Source organism: Stenotrophomonas sp. GD04054 (assembly GCF_029836955.1).
GTDB classification, from domain to species: Bacteria; Pseudomonadota; Gammaproteobacteria; order Xanthomonadales; family Xanthomonadaceae; genus Stenotrophomonas; species Stenotrophomonas maltophilia_A.
The window spans coordinates 322,959-341,179 of the sequence record NZ_JAOECR010000001.1; the positions used below are offsets into that span (position 1 = coordinate 322,959).

Here is an 18,221-nt window from a genome sequence, read left to right on the forward strand (position 1 = left end):
CTACTGAACCTCGGCCTACCCGTTCAACCCGGCTGCAGGCGGAAAATGGCATGGCTGGTCAACGCCAGCGCAGCCAGCTTCAGCCCTTCCATCACTCGATCGCCGACGTACTGGTCCGGGCTGCCATTCTGCCGGGCGCGTTCCGCCGCCAGCAGGATTTCCTGCACGATGCGCAGACCGGCCAGCGCACCATCAGCATCGGCCAACGCCATGCATCGGCCCGGCAGTTGATGGCGCTCGGGCCAAGACTGACCGTCAGCAGCCGCGCCCAACCCGATGCGATGCAGCAGGGTCGTCAGGCTGTTGGGATCGGGCGGGATGTCGTGCCCCTCATCGGCATTGGCCGGGGCGCGCTGATGGGGGAACTCCGATGCATTCATGGCAGGTCTCCGTGCAAGGCATGCAGGACCACCGCCCTTAACAAAGGCGGCGGACGGTACGTGGCTGGAAATCCGGTGGTCGCGTAAGCACTAACCGGCAGGTGGGTTTTCACCCACCTCCACGCACCGCCCGCCATAAAGCTCGAACGGAATGCCAGCCGACGCCGCACAAGGCGACGCCGGCTGGCGAGCGCAAACTACACGCGACCAACGGGGTTTCCAGGCCCCGGCCATCCTTTTTCGATGGCACCCCATCATGAGCACAACGGGGTGGCAGGCGCCAACAACCCAAGTGCAAAGACAGCAACGTTCACGCAGTGGCAGCATTGTCGCATATCGACAATCGAGCCGAAGATTCAACAACTTGCACCACGCCGATGACGGCATGCTTCACCCGCATCGGCATCGCGCATTCCTTGACCGCATCCGGCATTCAGGGACATGCCACATGCCAGTTCCGACATTACGCAAGCAGATGAGCAATCAACGCCAGCACCGCCAGATGCCCCACGTAGTATCCATAAAACGCCCAGCGCCAGCGCGGCAGTTGCCACGGCACCCGCGCCGCCAACAGCAACACAGGAACGGCCAGCAACGCCCAGCCGTTGTGGTTGGCCCAGCACACTGCAGCAAGCCCGATCAGCAGCAGCCACCACGCACCATGGCGGAACGCCAGCCATCCGAGCAGCACGAAGCCGACGCCCGCCCATTGGTAGTCCACCAGCATCGGCGCCATGCCCGCCGCCAGCAGCAACAGCAGTGGGCGATTGCTGGCCAGTGCATGCACCGCCACCGCAGCCAGGGCAAAAGTAAGCAGTATGTTGAGTGGCAACCAGGGACCGAAGGCAAGTGCATGCAGCGGTTGCGCGACCACGCCCCATACGGCCAGGCGACGGATCGACTTGCGCAGGTCTGCACCCGGCTGGGCGAGGTTGCAGGCCATTACCAGTGCAAACAGCGGGAACGCGATGCGCCCCAGTTCGCTTATGACCGGCAGGTAGCCGCCGTAGACCACTTTTGCCACGTGGTCGCCGGTCATGGTCAGCAGTGCGATCCATTTCAGCAGCTCGCGTGCGCCGCTGCTGAGGCTGGGGTCGGGCGTGGACATCCCTGTCGTGGTCGCTTGCATCGCGGAAGCTTATGCGCATCGGCCAGCCCATTTCCAGCACCGCGAAAGCATGTGCCACTGCAGGCACCGAGCTGCGGCGCTATGCTGGCCGCCCCTGCTTGTGAGCACCCCCATGCGTACCCTCTACCCTGCCATCGAGCCCTACCGCGAGTTCACCCTGCCGGTGAGCGATCTGCACACCCTGCATATCGAAGAGTGCGGCACGCCCGAGGGCATCCCGGTGGTGTACCTGCATGGCGGCCCCGGCGCCGGTATCTCGCCCACCCATCGCCGCTTCTTCGACCCGGCGCGCTACCGCATCGTGCTGATCGACCAGCGCGGCAGCGGCCGCTCCACGCCGTTCGGTGAGCTGCGCGACAACACCACGCAGGACCTGGTGGCCGACATCGAGAAGGTGCGCGAGCACCTGGGCATCGAGCGCTGGCTGGTCTACGGCGGGTCGTGGGGTTCGACGCTGTCGCTGGCCTATGCGCAGGCGCATCCTGAGCGCGCCACCGGCCTGATCGTGCGTGGCGTGTTTCTCGGCCGCGAGATGGAAAACCGCTGGTTCGCGGAAGCCAATGGTGGTGCGCGCTGGATCTTCCCGGAGCGTTGGGACCGCTACGAAGCCTATATCCCGGAAGCCGAGCGTGGCGACATGATTGCGGCCTACTGGACGCGCCTGGACAGCGCCGACGAGGCCACCCGCATCGCCGCAGCGCAGGCCTGGCTGGGCTGGGAGGACAACGCCGCCACCCTGCAGCACGACGTGGATGCCGTGTCCACCGATGACCCGCTGGATACGCTGGCCAAGGCCCGCATCGAAGCGCATTACTTCCGCAACGGCATCTTCCTGGAGCCGGACCAGCTGCTGCGCGACATCGACCGCATCCGCCACCTACCCGGCGTGATCGTGCAGGGCCGCTACGACATCATCTGCCCACCGCGTAGCGCCTGGGACCTGGCCAAGGCCTGGCCGGAAGCCAGGCTGGAGATGGTGACCTCCGGCCACAGCGCGAACGAGCCGGCGACGGTGGATGCGCTGGTGCGCGCCACGGACGCGTTCGCCGACCGCTTCTGAAGGCATCGGGTAGTGCCGGCCGCTGGCCGGCATCCCGGGGCATGTAGGTAGAGTCGACTGTCAGTCGACTGCTCTCGGCGGGAAACCGAAAACCCCGCGCTGCGCGCGATAGTCGACTAACAGTCGACTCTACCCAGCTGTCTCCGCGCAGCCGCCTCTGCGCCGTCGATCACGGCAGTCCGGTGAATGGCGGCCCACCGCCACCGGCCGGGCAGGCGGATTCTTCGCAGCTCGCTTACAGGCAGGCGCCGATGATCCGGCCGTGGCCACGGACAACCCTGGCCTACCTCCCTACTTCTGGAGCCTGCCATGACCGGTGTTCGCTATCTCCCCGTTGCCCTCGCCCTTTGCGCGGGCCTGCTGCTCGGCGCGTGTTCCAGGACCCAGGAAGCCAGCAAGGCCACCGCGGCCGAGGACGTAACCGAAGTGAAGCTGATTCCAGCCTATGAATCGCTGGACAAGGACAAGGACGGCATCGTCACCCTCGCCGAAGTGGATGCGGTTGCGCCGGACTGGGCGGAACGAATGCACGCCTGCGACACCGACCACGACAAGACGCTTACACGCGGCGAATATGACGTCTGCAAGCAGACCACGCCTGCTGCCCATTGATCCGCACCTTGGCACATCGCCGGGCCCGGCTATACCAAGGTATAGCCGGGCTAACCCACGAGCCTCTAGGACTGCCCCATTCAGGGGCGGACAATAGCGCCACTGGCCAGGGCAACCCTGGCCGGCCCCTCCCCTCATGGAGACGCAGATGGACCCCGACCCTGCCGGGCGCACCGCGCCCCTGATGCCCGCTTGTTGCCTGTTCCTGGCGCCTGCCCGCCGGTCCCTGCCTGCCTGAGTGACGGGGGATCGCCAGGTGCCGCCTGCCTGGAGATCGCCCCGTGTCCTACAAGATCCTCTACATCACCCTGCGCCGCCTGATCGGTGAGCGCGATGTTTCTGCCCTGCGCAGCCAGCTGCTGCAGCACGGCCCGGTCATGTTCGCCCGTTCGCTGTCGCTCGGCTCGCCGCGCGTAGTGGCCGACGCGCTGTCGCTGCTGCCGATCAGCGAGCGCATCAACGTGCTGCGCCACCTGCCCTACCCGCTGCGCGATGCGATGAAGCCGCTGTGCATTGGTGGCAGCCAGCGCCTGCACATGCAGCCGTGGTCGCCGGCGGTGCTGGCGATGCGCCACGCCTGATCTGTTCCATCCGTTCCGTTCGTGTTCCGGCCCCGGCCGGCTCTGACATTCGAGGAGAGTCCCATGAGCCTGCTCAACGCCTGGTTCAACGCCTTCCTGCGCAGCCGTCGCGCAGGCAACCTGTTCCGCCGCCGCGCGATGCCCGAAGCCGGCTTCGGCCCGGGCAGCGCCGAGGCCGCGCCGTTCGCGCTCACCACCGGCCTGGTCACCCTTGCCCAGCAGGATGAAACCCAGCTGTTGGCCACGCTGGAATCGCATGCCGATGGCCTCAGCCCGCATGAGGCCGAGGAGCGGCTGGCCACGCTCGGCCCCAACGAGGTGGATCACGAAAAGCCGCTGCCGTGGTGGCGGCACCTGTGGCAGTGCTACCGCAATCCGTTCAACCTGCTGCTGACCGTACTGGCGGCGGTGTCCTGGCTGACCGAGGACATCAAGGCCACGATCGTGATCGGCGCCATGGTGTTGCTGTCCACGCTGATCCGCTTCGTGCAGGAAGGCCGCTCCAACCGTGCCGCCGAGCGGCTGAAGGCACTGGTCGGCAATACCGCACGCGTGCTGCGCCGCAATCCCGGCACCGAGGCGGCAGACGTGGCCGACCAGTACTTCGGTGCGCACCTGCACAGCCGTCGCCCGGCTCGATTGCTGGACCTGCCGATCCGCGAACTGGTGCCCGGTGATCACATCGTGCTGTCGGCCGGCGACATGATTCCGGCCGACTGCCGCGTGCTGACCGCCAAGGATCTGTTCGTGGCACAGGCGGCGATGACCGGCGAGTCGCTGCCGGTGGAGAAGTTCGCGCACCCGGGCGATGGCCTGGCCGGCCTGCTGGAGCAGCACAACCTGTTGTTCATGGGCACCAATGTGGTGTCCGGCACCGCCACCGCCGTGGTGCTGGCCACCGGCAACCGCACCTACTTCGGCACCCTGGCCCAGCGCAGCACCGCTACCGACCGTGCGCCCACCGCATTCCAGGCCGGCGTCAACAGTGTCAGCTGGCTGCTGATCCGCTTCGCACTGGTGATGGTGCCGTTCGTGCTGCTGATCAACGGCTGGACCAAGGGCGACTGGACCGAAGCGTTCCTGTTCGCACTGTCGGTGGCGGTGGGCCTGACCCCGGAAATGCTGCCGATGATCGTCACCTCCACCCTGGCCAAGGGTGCGGTGCTGTTGTCGCGGCGCAAGGTGATCGTCAAGCGCCTGGATGCGATCCAGAACTTCGGCGCGATGGAAGTGCTGTGCACCGACAAGACCGGGACCCTCACCCAGGACAAGATCGCGCTGGAACGGCATACCGATGTGTTCGGCCACGATTCGGAGGACGTGCTGAAGTTCGCCTACCTCAACAGCCACTTCCAGACCGGGCTGATCAACCTGCTCGACCGTGCGGTGCTGGAGCACGTGGAGCTGCAGAGCTCACTGCGGCTGTCGCAGGACTACCACATGGTGGATGAGATTCCGTTCGACTTCGAGCGCCGCCGCATGTCGGTGGTGGTGTCCGAACGCGAGGACCACCATGAGCTGATCTGCAAGGGTGCGGTTGAGGAGATGCTGGCGGTATGCAGCACCGTGCGCGAGAACGGCGAGGACAAGCCGTTGGATGAGCAGCGGCTGGCGCGCGTGCGGCAGACCACGGAGGAACTGAACGAACAGGGCCTTCGCGTGGTGGCAGTGGCGATGAAGGAAACTGCTGCCAGCCAGACCGTGTATTCGCAGGCTGACGAGTGCGGCCTGACCCTGGTCGGCTACGTGGCCTTCCTGGACCCGCCGAAGGAATCGGCTGCACAGGCGCTGCAGGCGCTGGCCGCGCATGGCGTAGAGGTGAAGGTATTCACCGGCGACAACGAGCTGGTGACCGCCCGCGTCTGTGCGCAGGTGGGGCTGGACGCGGACACCATCCTGACCGGCCCGCAGATCGAGCGTATGGATGACGGCGCGCTGTCACGGGCGTTGCACCACCACCGCGTGTTCGCCCGCCTGACACCGCTGCACAAGGAGCGACTGGTACGCGAGCTGCGCGCACAGGGCAAGGTGGTCGGCTTCCTCGGCGACGGCATCAACGATGCACCGGCGCTGCGCGCGGCCGACATCGGCATCAGCGTGGACAGTGCGGTGGACATCGCCAAGGAGGCGGCCGACATCATCCTGCTGGAAAAAAACCTGATGGTGCTGGAGGAAGGCGTCATCCAGGGCCGGCGCACCTTCAACAACATGCTGAAGTACATCCGCATGACCGCCAGCTCCAACTTCGGCAACGTGTTCTCGGTGCTGGTGGCCTCGGCCTTCCTGCCGTTCCTGCCGATGCTGCCGCTGCAGCTGCTGGTGCAGAACCTGCTGTACGACATCTCGCAGATCGCCATTCCGTTCGACAACGTGGACGAGGAGCTGGTGCGCAGGCCGCTGAAGTGGAACCCGGCGGACATTGGCCGCTTCATGGTGTTCTTCGGACCAATCAGCTCGATCTTCGACCTGAGCTGCTTCGCGCTGATGTGGTACGTGTTCGATGCGCGCACACCGGCCGACCAGGGCCTGTTCCAGTCCGGCTGGTTCGTGGTCGGCCTGCTGACCCAGACGCTGATCGTGCACATGATCCGTACACCGAAGGTACCGTTCCTGCAGAGCATCGCCGCGCCGCCGCTGCTGGTGATGACCGGCCTGATCATGGCCATCGGCGTGGCCCTGCCGATGAGCCCGCTGGCTGGCTACTTCAAGCTGCAGGCCCTGCCGACCGGCTACTGGCCGTTCCTGGTGGCGATCCTGTTCGGCTACGCGGTGCTGACCACCGTGCTGAAGAAGATCTACATCCGTCGTTACGGCTGGCAGTAAGCGCCCGCCGCCTGGTCCAGGGAGAAACACAATGGACATCAATCCGAACCTGCCGGCGTTCAACGCCGGCGCAACCCTGAGCTCGCTGATCAGCCTGTCGGTGGCGTTCGTGCTGGGCACGGCCATCGGCCTGGAACGGCAGCTGCGCCAACGCACCGCCGGCCTGCGTACCAATACGCTGGTGGCGATAGGTGCGGCGGTGTTCGTCGACCTGGCCGTGCGCTTCCATGACCTGTATGGCGGCCCGCCCTCACCGCTGCATGTGGTGGCCTATGTGATCTCCGGCGTCGGCTTCCTCGGCGCCGGTGCGATCATGAAGGACGGTGCGCAGGTGTCCGGCCTCAATACCGCCGCCACCCTGTGGGGCTCGGCGGCGGTGGGTGCCTGCGCGGGCATCAAGCTGCTGCCGGAGGCGGTGCTGGCGGCGGTGTTCGTGCTGGCCGCCAACACCCTGCTGCGGCCGGTGGTGAACCGCATCCAGCGGCAGCCACTGCCGGAAGCGTTCAGCGAAGCAACCTATGCGATCAACGTGGTCTGCCAGCGTGAGCAGCAGGCCGAGGTGCTGGACCAGCTGTTGCTGCTGCTGGAACAGGCGCACTACCCGGTGCGCGCGGTGGACCAGCGCCCGTTCGGAGAGCGCGATGTGGCGATTGAAGCGGTGCTGTATGCCACCACGGTCGATGCCGGTGAACTGGATGCGGTGCTGGCCACGCTGGCGACCACCCCCGGCGTGCTGCAGGGGTTCTGGAACGCCAGCCTGGAGGAGTAGCCGCTCGGTAGTGCCGGCCGCTGGCCGGCAACCTCATGGACGCCGGCAACATCGTGCACCGCTTGGTAGGTGCCGACCTTGGTCGGCACAGATCCATCAGATGCCATGACTCCTGCCAGAGCCTGCCGACCAAGGTCGGCATCTACCAACAGCCCTCATGCACCGCTCTGGTAGGTGCCGACCTTGGTCGGCACAATCCTGCAGCTGCCGGCCAGCGGCCGGCACTACCGGTCGGCATCCACCAATGGCGGCTTTGCTATCCTTTCCCCCCACGCCCGGGAGCCGTTCCGATGCCATCGCTGTCGCCCCGCCGCCCTCTGGTGCTGCTGGCCCTGATCGTCGTGATGGCGGCGATCTTCCTGGTTGACACCGTCACCGATTACGCGGTCGCCGCCGCCTGCTTCTACGCAGCGGTCATCCTTGCCGCATCGCGCGTACTGGCCGCGCGCGGGCTGATCAGCCTGGCCATCGCCTGCATCGCACTCACCGCCCTGAGCTTCTTCCTCACCCGCTTCGGCACCTACCGCATCGGCCTGGTCAATTCGGTGATCGGCATGCTGGTGATCGGCATCACCACCTACCTCGCGTTGAAGATGGAGGCGGCCAAGGCCGCGGTGCAGGAAGCACAGGGCCGGCTGCTGCGGGTAGCGCGCGCGTCGACCGTGGGCGAGCTGACCACCTCCATCGCACATGAAGTGAACCAGCCGCTGGCGGCCATCGCCAGCAGCGCCGAAGCCTGCCAGCGCTGGCTGGCGCAGGACCCACCGAACGTGGACAAGGCACGGCAGACCGTGGCCCGCATCCTGGCCGATGCCCATCGCGCCGGTGACGTGATCGCCCGCATCCGCGGCCTGACCCAGGGTGCGGCACCGGAACGACGCGCGTTCGACCTGAACCAGGCGGTGGAGGAAATGCTGGCGCTGTCGCGCAGCGAGCTCGACCAACACGGCGTGGCCGTGGCCCTGCTGCTCGATGCCGACCTGCCGCTGGTGCAAGCCGATCGCGTACAGGTGCAGCAGGTGATCGGCAACCTGATCCTCAATGCGGTGGACGCGATGGAAGCAGTGCCGGCTGCCGATCGCCGCCTGTCCCTGTTGACCCAACGCGACGGACAGCGGATCAGCCTCAGCGTACGCGACCGTGGTGTCGGCCTGCCCGCCGATCATCCCGAGCGTGTGTTCGATGCGTTCTGGACCACCAAATCACACGGACTCGGACTGGGATTGAGCCTGAGCAGGTCGATGATCGAGGCCAACGACGGCCAGATCCGCGCCGAACGACCGGCAGGTGGCGGCGCCTGCTTTGTGTTCGACCTGCCCATCGCCACGGAACTCCCCCATGCGTAAGCCCGCTGCACCCATCACCGACCCGGCACCCATCGTCTACGTGATCGACGACGATCCGTCGGTGCGCGCCGCGCTGGAAGACCTGCTCGCCTCGATGGGCCTGCAGGTACGGGCCTTCGCCTCCACCCAGGCGTTCCTCGAACACGAACTGGAAGATGCACCGGCCTGCCTGGTGCTGGACGTGCGCATGCCCGGCCAGAGCGGGCTGGAGTTCCATCGCACGATGGGCAGCCACGGCCTGCAGCTGCCGGTGGTGTTCATCACCGGCCACGGCGATATCGCAATGGGTGTCAACGCGATCAAGGACGGTGCCATCGAGTTCCTGACCAAGCCGTTCCGTGACCAGGAACTGCTGGATGCGATCCACAAGGGCATCGAGATCGACCGCCAGCGCCGCCGTGACGGCGAGGCGCTGGACGCCCTGCAGCAGCGCTGGAACACTCTCACCCCCGGCGAGCGCGAGGTGGTCGACGGTGTGGTGCGCGGCCGCCTCAACAAGCAGATCGCCGGAGACCTCGGGGTCAGCGAGATCACTGTGAAGGTGCGCCGCGCACAGGTGATGCGCAAAATGGGCGCGCGTACCCTGGTCGACCTGGTGCGGATGTATGACCGCTTGCAGGCAGGTTCCCCATGAGCGTGCATGTCGCACTGCTGCGAGCAGTCAATGTCGGAGGTACCGGCAAGCTGCCGATGGTTGAACTGGTGGCGATGTGCGAAGACGCCGGCTTCACCGACGTCCGCACCTATATCGCCAGCGGCAACGTGGTGTTCCGCAGCGGACTTGGCGAAGCCGGCGTGCGGAAAGCCCTTGACCAACGGCTGCAGGCCTATGCCGGAAAACCGGTGGGTGTATTGGTGCGCTCCGCAGCCGAGATCGCAGCGGTTGCCGCCCGCAATCCGTTTCCGCATGCCGCCGGCAATCGCGTGGTCGCGCTGTTCGTGGATGAGGCACTGCCCACGGATCCCTTGGCCGGGGTGACCGGCCTGCGCGATGAGCAGCTGGCGCTGGGTACCCGCGAGATCTTCGTCCACTATGGCGACGGCATGGCCGACTCACGCCTGCGGGTTCCCTATGCCCAGCAGGGCACCGCCCGCAACCTCAACACGGTCGGCAAGCTTGCGGCAATGGCCGCCGCACTCGGCCAGGTCACCACAGACGGTAGAGGGCGGCGGTAGAGTCGACTGTCAGTCGACTATCGCGCGCAGCGCGGGATTTTCCGCAACCTTGTGGAAGAGCAGTCGACTAACAGTCGACTCTACCCGGCACGGGCTGGATACCGGACAAGATCACGCCCGTTGCAGGCGGTGCTTCAACCGCGTATCCATCAACCCCACCGCCAGCAGCACCGCGCTGGTCAACCAACCGGCGGTCAGCAGATGGGTCTGCGGCAATACGAAACCCATCACGCCCAGTGCCACCGCACCGATCAGATGCGAGTACGGTGCACGCCCGTATACCACCCGCTTGTACAGCGCGCTGCCCAGCAGGTAGATCAACGGGCCGGCCACCAGCACGGCCGCATACACCGGCGTCACCGCAGCGTGCGGGTGGTCCATGACCAGGTCATTGCCCACCGCCGTCGCGATGATCCCTGCGATCAGCAACGCGTGCACATAGTGGAAGTTGGCGCCCATCCGGCCCGGGTCTTCGGCATGGCTGATGGCCTCGGTGGCGTCGCGGCTGGAGATGCCGAAGTACAGCCACCACATGGCGATCGTGCCGGCGAACGTTGCCAGCACCGCCGACACCACTGCCCCACTCCACTGTTCGACCTCGCTGAGCACGCCACCGGTCGCCAGCAGCGTCTCGCCCAGCGCGACGATGACGAACAGCTGGCAGCGCTCGGCCAGGTGCCCGCCCTCGATGGTCCACTCGCGGGTGTGCGAACGGCCCAGCCCCGGGAACGCGAAGCCGAACATCGGTGAGACGTATTCGCACGCCACGGCCACCGCCCACAGCGCCAACCGCGTATTGCCCTCGGCTGCCGCACCTGCCAGCCAGAAGCAGGCCGACACGCTCACCCAGGCCAGCATGCGGCGGAAGTTCGGTGCCAGTGGGTGCGTGCGACCGACCTCCAGCAACACGAAGGCGGTGCGCCCGACCTGCATGGTGGCGTAGGCCCCGGCAAACACCCAGGCGCGGTCAGCGAACGCCTCGGGAATGGACGAGGACATCAGCAAGGCCAACAGCATGGTGGCAAACAGCAGGCCACGGATGCGCGGTGCTTCCGGATCGAACCAGTTGCTGACCCAGCAGGCGTACTGCCAGCCCAGCCACACCGCAAACCACAGCACCAGGGTCTGCAGCACGCCGGCCAGGTCCAGGTGGTGCAGCAGGTGGTGGCTGAGCTGGGTGACCGCGAACACGTAGACCAGGTCGAAGAACAGCTCTTCGTAAGTCACGCGCGCATGGTGGCCGTCGCGCTGGCGCAGGGCCGGTAATCGCAGTCGTGTGCTCATGGCTGTCCTTCAGCGCGCCAGGCGCCAGTAGAGCAGACCGGCCAGCAGGGCCGGCACCGCGAATACCAGCAGCAGGATCGGCAGTTCTTCGCGCATCCCGTAGCCGGCCTTGCTGACGCCCACCCACAGGTTGGCCACCGTCACCAACAGCCAGGTGGCAATGAACGCGATAAGGGCCGTGGGCAGCTGTGAGGTGCCTACGCTCCACAGCCGTCCGAACAACAGGAACACTCCCAACAGCACAATGCCGCCCACCATCACCAGAAGCACATGCATGGTCCACCTCCTTGAGCCTGCAGGCAGGCTAGCCGTGGGCGATTCTGCGCTCCAGCCGATGATCGTGGATTCACTTTCCAGACGCGGCGAACAATCGCCCTGGCGATCGCGGCATGGCAAACGAGAACAGTTCCCATTAGTATTGCGTCATTACGCAGGGATGACCTCCCGGCACCCGCCTTTCACCCTTGCTGCCCGTCCGGATGTCCCAGCCGACACTTCCCCGCCCACCTGCGCTGCCGCTGGTGACCTCGCCGGTGCGCCACTACGAGGAACTGGTGGACTACCTGCATCGCCGGTTCCGCTCGCCCGGGCTGGCCCGCGAAGTGGTGCACGATGTCTGTCTACGCCTGCTGGAACGTCCGGCCGTGCATGACGCCCGCCAACCGATCGCGCTGCTGCGCAGGATCGCCCACGATGCGGCGGTCGACCGCTGCCGCGCCGAGGATCTGCGCCGGCACTGGGTGGAGCCCCGCGCCGAGCTTCCCGAAGGCGCCTGCGAGCGCCCCGGACCCGAGCGCCAGGCGCAGGGCCAGCAGGCGCTGCAGCGGCTGACCGCCAGCATCGAGCGCATGCCCTGCCGGCGGCAGCAGGTGTTCATCCTGCACAAGATCCACGAGCTGCCCCAGGCCGAGGTGGCGCAGCGGATGGGCATCGGCCTGAAGGCGGTGGAACGTCATCTGCGCCTGGCCATGGCCGACTGCCGGCTGCACGGTGCGCTGCGGTGAGCCCTGCATCACCCGATCCGGCACCGCCGTCGGCGCCCGCCGAACCGTCCGCCGAGGACATGCTCGACCAACACCGGGAGGCACTGAAGGAGCGTTTCCCGTTGCCAGGCCCGGAGCAGTTGCAGCGGCGGCGCGGCGGATCTGGCGCGAAACGGGTACTGCCGGTGCTGTTGCTGGCGGCTGCCGCGCTGCTGCTGGCCGACCCGGCCTGGCAGGTGCGTGACTACCAGACCGCCGTCGGCGAGCGCCGCGACATCGAGCTGCCGGACGGCAGCCGCGTGCTGCTCGACGCGGGAACCCACCTGCAGGTCCGTCGCCATCTGCGTTCGCGGCAGGTGCTGCTGGCGCAGGGCCATGCGCGCTTCGAGGTGCAGCATTCGGCGTGGCGCCGCTTCCAGGTCGATGCCGGGCCGGTACAGGTACGCAACTACGGCACGGTGTTCGATGTTGACCGCCAGGGCGATCTCAGCGAAGTCACGCTGTGGCGCGGCGAGGTCGGTGTCAGCGTGGATGGCGGCGGCACCGAGCAGCGGCTGAAGCCGGGGCAGCGCCTGCTGGCCCAGCCGGGGTCGCTGTCTCCGCCGGAAGCCGTGGATCCGGACCGGGCCGACTGGACCACCGGCCGGCTGCAGTTCGACCGCATGCCACTGAGCGAGGTGCTGCGCATCCTGCAGCGCTATCACGACCGTCCGATCGTGCTGGACGACCCGGCACTGGGTCCGCTGCAGGTGTCGGGCGTGTTCGATGCCGATCGTGCCGAGACGGCGGTCGCGCTGTTGCCGGAGATCCTGCCGGTCCAGGTGCATACCGCCGCCGACGGCAGCCTGCATCTGCGCGCCCGCGATTGATTGCTACGCCGAGGGTGGGTTGCGCGCCGTCCCATCCGGCAAGTGCTTGAACCCTTCCGAAGGACCCCCGCATGACCCGCCCTGTTCCGCCCGCCGCACTGCGCCGGCTGGCCCCCACCCTGCTCGCCGCCTGCCTGTGTGCGGCGCTGCCCGCCACCGCGCAGACCGCTGCGTCCGCACCCGTCGAACTGCACCTGCCGGCCGGCCCGCTGCAGGCTTCGCTCAACTCGCTGGCGCGGCAGAGTGGCATCCAGCTGCTGTTCGCCGCCGACAGCGTGAGCGGCCGCAACGCGCCCGCCCTCGACGGCCGCTACACCCCGCACGACGCCCTGCAGCGCCTGCTGGCCGGGCAAGGCCTGGCGATGCAGGAGCGCTCACCGGGGGTGTTCGTGGTGAGTGCCGCACCAGCATCCCCCAAGCCCCGCGCTCCGGCCCGGGCCGCGTCATCGGCAGCGTCCCCTGCCACGACCACTTCGCTGGCCCGCGTCACGGTATCGGCCTCGACCGCGCGCATGCCACAGGGCGAGACCGCCATGCCGAACACCATCACCGTGCTGACCCGCGAAGACATTGCCCAGCAGCTGGCACTGGGTTCGGATGTCTCGCGTGTGCTGTCGTCGCAGATTCCGGCATTCGCACCGGCGCGCGAAAAGATGTCCAACTACGGCGAAACCATGCGTGGCCGCGGCATCCTGTACATGGTCGACGGCGTGCCGCAGTCGACGCCGCTGCGCGATGGCTCACGTGATTCGCACACCATCGATCCGGCGATGATCGAACGCATCGAGGTCATCCACGGCGCCAACGCGCTGCAGGGCATCGGCGGTACCGGTGGCATCGTCAACATCATCACCCGCAGCGCGCCCAGCGAGCCCGGCGCCTTCCTGCTCGACACCAACGTCAGCTACAGCTCAGCCCTGCCCAGCCGCCGCGATGACAATGGCCAGCGCGGCTCGGCACTGGTCGGCGTGCGCGGCGAGCAGTTCGATCTGGTGGCCGGCCTGGCGTATGAGAAGCAAGGCCTTTACCACGACGGCGAGGGCCGTTCGATCGGTACCAACGCGCAGGGCGAACTGATGGATTCGACCTCGTCGAACGTGTTCGCCAAGCTGGGCTGGAACATTGCCGAGGGCCACCGCCTGCAGCTGATGGCCAACCGCTACGAGCTGCGCGGGCTGGACAACTACCTGGCGGTGAACGGTGATTACCGCACCGGTCGCCCGACCATTTCGGTGCCCGGCGATACCCCGTTGGAGCCGCCGATGAACCGCTCGCGTTCGTTGACGCTGGACTACAGCGCCGCCGATCTGCTTGGTGGCCGCTTCCAGGCGCAGGCCTTCGCGGTGGACTTCGAAGGCCGTTATGGCGCCAGCCAGTGGGACCCGTGGGGCAACACCGGCGCCAACGCCGCCTGGGACCAGACCCAGAACGAATCGGACAAGCGCGGCTTCAAGCTGACCCAGAGCTGGGCCCGCATCGCCGACACCACGCTGGACGTGACCCTGGGCCTGGACGGCTTGCGCGACCGCACCCACCAGGTGCTGCTGGCCAGCGGCATGAACTGGGTACCGCAGACCACCTATCAAAGCCTGTCGCCGCTGCTGCAGCTGCACTGGTGGCCAACCGACCACCTGATGCTGTCCGGCGGCCTGCGCTACGAAAAGGGCGAGCTGGAAGTAGGCAACTACACCACCCTGCCCCGCTACGGCGCACGCAAGGTGGCTGGCGGCAAGCCGACCATGAGCGAGACCCTGCCCAACTTCGGCGCGGTCTGGTACATCAACGATCGCCTCAACGCCTACGCCTCGTATTCGGAAGGCTACACCGTGGCCGACGTCGGCCGTGTGCTGCGTGCAATCAATCGCGACGGCCAGCGCGTGGACAATCTCATCGACCTGTCACCGGTGGTGTCGGACAACCGCGAGATCGGCCTGGAGTACGACGATGGTCGTTTCAGCGGTGACATCGCCTACTACACCTCCGAATCCAAGCTGGGCTCGGTGCTGATCTACGATCCGGGCATCGACGCCTATGCGGTGCAGCGCCAAGCCACCCGCGTGGAGGGCTTCGAAAGCAACCTGCGCCTGCGCCTGGGCGACAGCCGGCTGGGCCTGGGTTATGCACGCGCCAACGGCCGCTACGATGCCGACGTCGACGGCCGCCTCGACAGCGACCTGGCCGGTGTCAACATCGCGCCGAACCGGCTGACCGCGTTCTGGGAGCAGAGCTGGACACCACAGCTGAGCACCCGCCTGCAGGCCAGCCACGCCTTCGACCGCGACTTCGACCTGCGTGGCGCGCGGGTGGCGGAGTTCAAGGGTTACACCACGGTGGACCTTGTGGCCCGCTACGTGCTGGACAAGCACGCCTTCACGCTGGGCGTGCAGAACCTGGCGAACAAGCAGTACATCAGCTACTACTCGCAGACCACACCGTCGAACCCGAGCTATTTCTCGGGCCGTGGCCGGGTGGTGACGCTGGGGTGGCAGTACCGGTACTGAGGCAACGTGTTCCAGCGCCTACCTAGGCGCTGGAACAGCCAAGATTAAGGCTTGTACTATCACCCATTACACCAGTAACTCGAAGGATCAAGGATGACGCTACTCAGGAAAGCCACTGGGCCAAAAATCGACGAATCGGCGCCTTGGTACGATGATCCCTTCAACCGCGAGGCCGAAGGTGAGATGCTCGCCCGACTGATCGCTTCCAGCACAGACGCTCCATTGGTGGTCTCGCTGCAATCTCCGTGGGGCAGCGGGAAAACCGTATTTCTCAGGCGACTGGCTCTGCATATAAAGACGGCCAAAGACATACCCACCATTCGGATTGATGCATGGAAAACAGACGACTGCTCTGATCCGCTCGTCGCCATAATTGCCGAACTTTCATTGCATCTTGAGAAGTTCAAAAAGGAGGAAGGTCATCTCGCAAGTGACGTGGACAGCTGTATATCAAGGCTTGCGAAATTCGGCTCCAAGATCATGCTTCCAGCGACTTCGATTGTTGCTGATCTCCACACTCCCGGCAGTGGCGATGTACTCCGATCTGCGGGCGCCTTTGCCGAGCGGCTCCTTGACATGCAGAAGGATCGCAGTTCGGCAGAGAAGGACTTTAGAGATGTCTTAATTGAGGCGAGGTGCCTCATGACCGGTCGAGGCCGAAACCGAAAACCTGCTCCAATGCTACTAATTATCGATGAACTTGATCGATGCCGGCCCGATCATGCCATCAGAACTCTAGAACGAATTAAGCACTACTTTGATGTCCCCGGAATTTCGTTTCTTATCGCCACAGATCGAGGAAACCTTCCCGCAGCGGTTAAATCCGTTTACGGCGCCCATGTGGACGGGGAGCTATACCTTAGGAAGTTCTTCGACTATGAGTTCCACCTAGCCCCACCGAACCCTATAGTCTTTGCGAAGAACTTGGCATCAGAGTCAATTCTTCCAGACATTGACCCCATCATGCCTGAGAAGCCATATGTCCAAGCAAGCAACCACCTAGAGTTTGTTGTCAATGCCATGCGAGTCAGCGGCAGGCAAATGCTCAAAGGAGAATACTTGGATGCATTCCCTGCATTTTCCCAGTGCTTCTCATTGACACTGCGCGACCAAGAACAAGCCATGACCATGATATCGGCATACGTTCATACCCGGGAACGTGAGAATGAGCTACTACCTGTCGTCGACTGCTTTTTGGCATGCCTTCGCTTCGGCCACCCCAGTTCTTTCAAAGCAATCGTGGACGGGACAAGGACCATCCTCCTCCAAACATCGAAAGCTGAGGATGACATGGCACTTCTCCAAAGAGTAAGAGTCGCATCACATTGGGACGCAATCTCAGCGACCCTCGAAACCCGTGTGGTCATATCGCTGGATGATGAACCTGAGAAGAGAACTATCTCCTCCACCCTCCTAAAGAGTTACCAGAACAGTCTCCGCTCAGGAAAGCCAAATCTCGCGCTTTTGATGCTTGCCGCGAGGCTTCATCGGCGTGAATTTGACATCTACACTTACGCCTCCTCGTTTGTCCGTCTCTCGGCATAGGGCCGTGCTTTCGGGGCAGACCCAAGAATATCTAATGGATACCAGAAGATCCTTTTGATTCGCAGGCAGTAGCTTCAGTGCTAGTTTCTGGACCTCCTTCAAACGGACTTGGACAATGCTCTCTTCCCTGCTCGCCATCACCCTGGCTGCTGCACTGCCGATCGCCCAAGCCTGCGCGGCCGCCGAGGCACCGCTGCCACAACTGCGCGCCTATACCGTGGATGCATCCTGGCTGCAGCCGATGGCACCACTACAGATCGCCGACCACACCTGGCAGATCGGCACCGAGAACCTGACCGCACTGCTGGTGCAGACCGCCGAGGGCGCGGTGCTGCTCGACGGCGGCATGCCACAGATGGCCGGCCACCTGCTCGACAACATGAAGGCACGCGGCGTGGCACCGCAGGACCTGCGGTTGATCCTGCTTAGCCACGCACACGCCGACCATGCCGGGCCGGTGGCGGAGCTGAAGCGCCGTACGGGCGCCAAAGTAGCGGCCAACGCCGAATCGGCGGTGCTGCTGGCGCGCGGTGGCAGCGACGATCTGCACTTCGGCGATGGCATCACCTACCCGCCTGCCAGTGCAGACCGCATCGTGATGGATGGCGAGGTGGTCGAGGTGGGCGGCATCGAATTCACAGCGCACTTCATGCCCGGGCACACCCCGGGCAGCACCGCGTGGACCTGGAGCGATACCCGCGAGGGCAAGCCGGTGCGCATCGCCTATGCCGACAGCCTGAGTGCACCGGGCTACCAGCTGCAGGGCAATGCGCGCTATCCGCGCCTGGTCGATGACTACAAACGCAGCTTCGCGACGGTGCGGGCGTTGCCCTGTGACGTGTTGCTGACCCCTCATCCTGGTGCCAGCAACTGGGACTACGCCTCCGGCAGCAAGGCCAGCGCCAAGGCACTGACCTGCAAGGCCTACGCGGATGCGGCCGAACAGAAGTTCGACGCACAGCTGGCCAAGGAAACAGCCCGCGCCCGCTGATTCTGTAGCGTCGAGCTTGCTCGACTGAAGCAGAGCAGTCGAGCAAGCTCGACTCTACAAAAAAGCAAGTCGAGTGTGGGCTCGACTCTACAAAGAGCAAGCCGAGCGTGGGCTAGGCTCTACACAGGACGCGTGGAAGGGTGCCGGTCAATACGACCGGCACCCGTGACCA

At 65.5% G+C, this 18,221-nt stretch carries 17 protein-coding genes; 13 read left to right on the top strand and 4 right to left on the bottom strand.

The window, feature by feature from the left end; translation table 11 throughout:
* Positions 1–23: 23 nt before the first annotated feature.
* The gene (locus tag N7573_RS01515) at positions 24–380 is read right to left on the bottom strand and encodes a hypothetical protein (protein ID WP_049401465.1); all 357 of its coding nucleotides are present in this window, start codon (positions 378–380) and stop codon (positions 24–26) included.
* 463 nt (positions 381–843) lie between these two features.
* Positions 844–1,509: a TraX family protein gene (locus N7573_RS01520; protein WP_279912132.1), complete on the bottom strand. Its 666-nt coding sequence runs from the start codon at positions 1,507–1,509 to the stop codon at positions 844–846.
* 112 nt (positions 1,510–1,621) lie between these two features.
* Between N7573_RS01520 and pip the strand changes: the two genes are divergently transcribed.
* The 8 genes from pip (at position 1,622) to N7573_RS01560 (ending at position 9,876) form a co-directional block, all read left to right on the top strand.
* Positions 1,622–2,569, top strand: a complete 948-nt coding sequence (gene pip, locus N7573_RS01525; RefSeq protein ID WP_065723384.1) for a prolyl aminopeptidase — start codon at positions 1,622–1,624, stop codon at positions 2,567–2,569.
* Positions 2,570–2,878: 309 nt separating this feature from the next.
* Positions 2,879–3,181, top strand: a complete 303-nt coding sequence (locus N7573_RS01530) for a hypothetical protein (protein WP_279912133.1) — start codon at positions 2,879–2,881, stop codon at positions 3,179–3,181.
* A 281-nt stretch (positions 3,182–3,462) separates the two neighbouring features.
* On the top strand, positions 3,463–3,762 hold the full coding sequence (locus N7573_RS01535) for a hypothetical protein (RefSeq protein WP_088026117.1): 300 nt from the start codon (positions 3,463–3,465) through the stop codon (positions 3,760–3,762).
* A gap of 63 nt (positions 3,763–3,825) precedes the next feature.
* A complete protein-coding gene (mgtA, locus tag N7573_RS01540) occupies positions 3,826–6,585 on the top strand; it encodes a magnesium-translocating P-type ATPase (protein WP_279912134.1) in 2,760 nt (919 codons plus the stop codon).
* Between the two features lie 31 nt (positions 6,586–6,616).
* On the top strand, positions 6,617–7,354 hold the full coding sequence (locus N7573_RS01545) for an MgtC/SapB family protein (protein ID WP_279912135.1): 738 nt from the start codon (positions 6,617–6,619) through the stop codon (positions 7,352–7,354).
* 290 nt (positions 7,355–7,644) lie between these two features.
* The gene (locus N7573_RS01550) at positions 7,645–8,700 is read left to right on the top strand and encodes an ATP-binding protein (protein ID WP_279912136.1); all 1,056 of its coding nucleotides are present in this window, start codon (positions 7,645–7,647) and stop codon (positions 8,698–8,700) included.
* A complete protein-coding gene (locus tag N7573_RS01555) occupies positions 8,693–9,334 on the top strand; it encodes a response regulator transcription factor (protein ID WP_279912137.1) in 642 nt (213 codons plus the stop codon). Before N7573_RS01550 ends, N7573_RS01555 begins: the two co-directional genes overlap by 8 nt.
* On the top strand, positions 9,331–9,876 hold the full coding sequence (locus N7573_RS01560; RefSeq protein WP_279912138.1) for a DUF1697 domain-containing protein: 546 nt from the start codon (positions 9,331–9,333) through the stop codon (positions 9,874–9,876). The genes N7573_RS01555 and N7573_RS01560 overlap by 4 nt, the downstream gene beginning before the upstream one ends.
* A 111-nt stretch (positions 9,877–9,987) precedes the next feature.
* Here N7573_RS01560 and N7573_RS01565 read toward each other — a convergent pair whose 3' ends face one another.
* Positions 9,988–11,160 (bottom strand): low temperature requirement protein A, encoded by a 1,173-nt coding sequence (locus N7573_RS01565; RefSeq protein ID WP_279912139.1) that lies wholly within the window; start codon positions 11,158–11,160, stop codon positions 9,988–9,990.
* Between the two features lie 9 nt (positions 11,161–11,169).
* Positions 11,170–11,436 carry a hypothetical protein gene (locus N7573_RS01570; RefSeq protein WP_006369821.1) on the bottom strand — a complete coding sequence of 89 codons (267 nt, stop codon included), beginning with the start codon at positions 11,434–11,436 and terminating at the stop codon, positions 11,170–11,172.
* Positions 11,437–11,639: 203 nt separating this feature from the next.
* Here N7573_RS01570 and N7573_RS01575 point away from each other — a divergent pair, with 203 nt between their 5' ends.
* The 5 genes from N7573_RS01575 to blaL1 all read left to right on the top strand — a co-directional run bounded on the left by N7573_RS01575 (position 11,640) and on the right by blaL1 (position 18,049).
* A complete protein-coding gene (locus N7573_RS01575) occupies positions 11,640–12,164 on the top strand; it encodes an RNA polymerase sigma factor (protein WP_279912140.1) in 525 nt (174 codons plus the stop codon).
* Positions 12,161–13,012 (top strand): FecR domain-containing protein, encoded by an 852-nt coding sequence (locus N7573_RS01580; protein ID WP_049422184.1) that lies wholly within the window; start codon positions 12,161–12,163, stop codon positions 13,010–13,012. The genes N7573_RS01575 and N7573_RS01580 overlap by 4 nt, the downstream gene beginning before the upstream one ends.
* 71 nt (positions 13,013–13,083) lie before the next feature.
* Positions 13,084–15,513 (top strand): TonB-dependent receptor, encoded by a 2,430-nt coding sequence (locus N7573_RS01585; protein WP_279912141.1) that lies wholly within the window; start codon positions 13,084–13,086, stop codon positions 15,511–15,513.
* A 93-nt stretch (positions 15,514–15,606) separates the two neighbouring features.
* Positions 15,607–17,058: a P-loop NTPase fold protein gene (locus tag N7573_RS01590; RefSeq protein ID WP_088026126.1), complete on the top strand. Its 1,452-nt coding sequence runs from the start codon at positions 15,607–15,609 to the stop codon at positions 17,056–17,058.
* A 115-nt stretch (positions 17,059–17,173) separates the two neighbouring features.
* Positions 17,174–18,049 carry a L1 family subclass B3 metallo-beta-lactamase gene (gene blaL1 / locus N7573_RS01595; protein ID WP_279912142.1) on the top strand — a complete coding sequence of 292 codons (876 nt, stop codon included), beginning with the start codon at positions 17,174–17,176 and terminating at the stop codon, positions 18,047–18,049.
* The last annotated feature ends 172 nt before the right edge of the window (positions 18,050–18,221 follow it).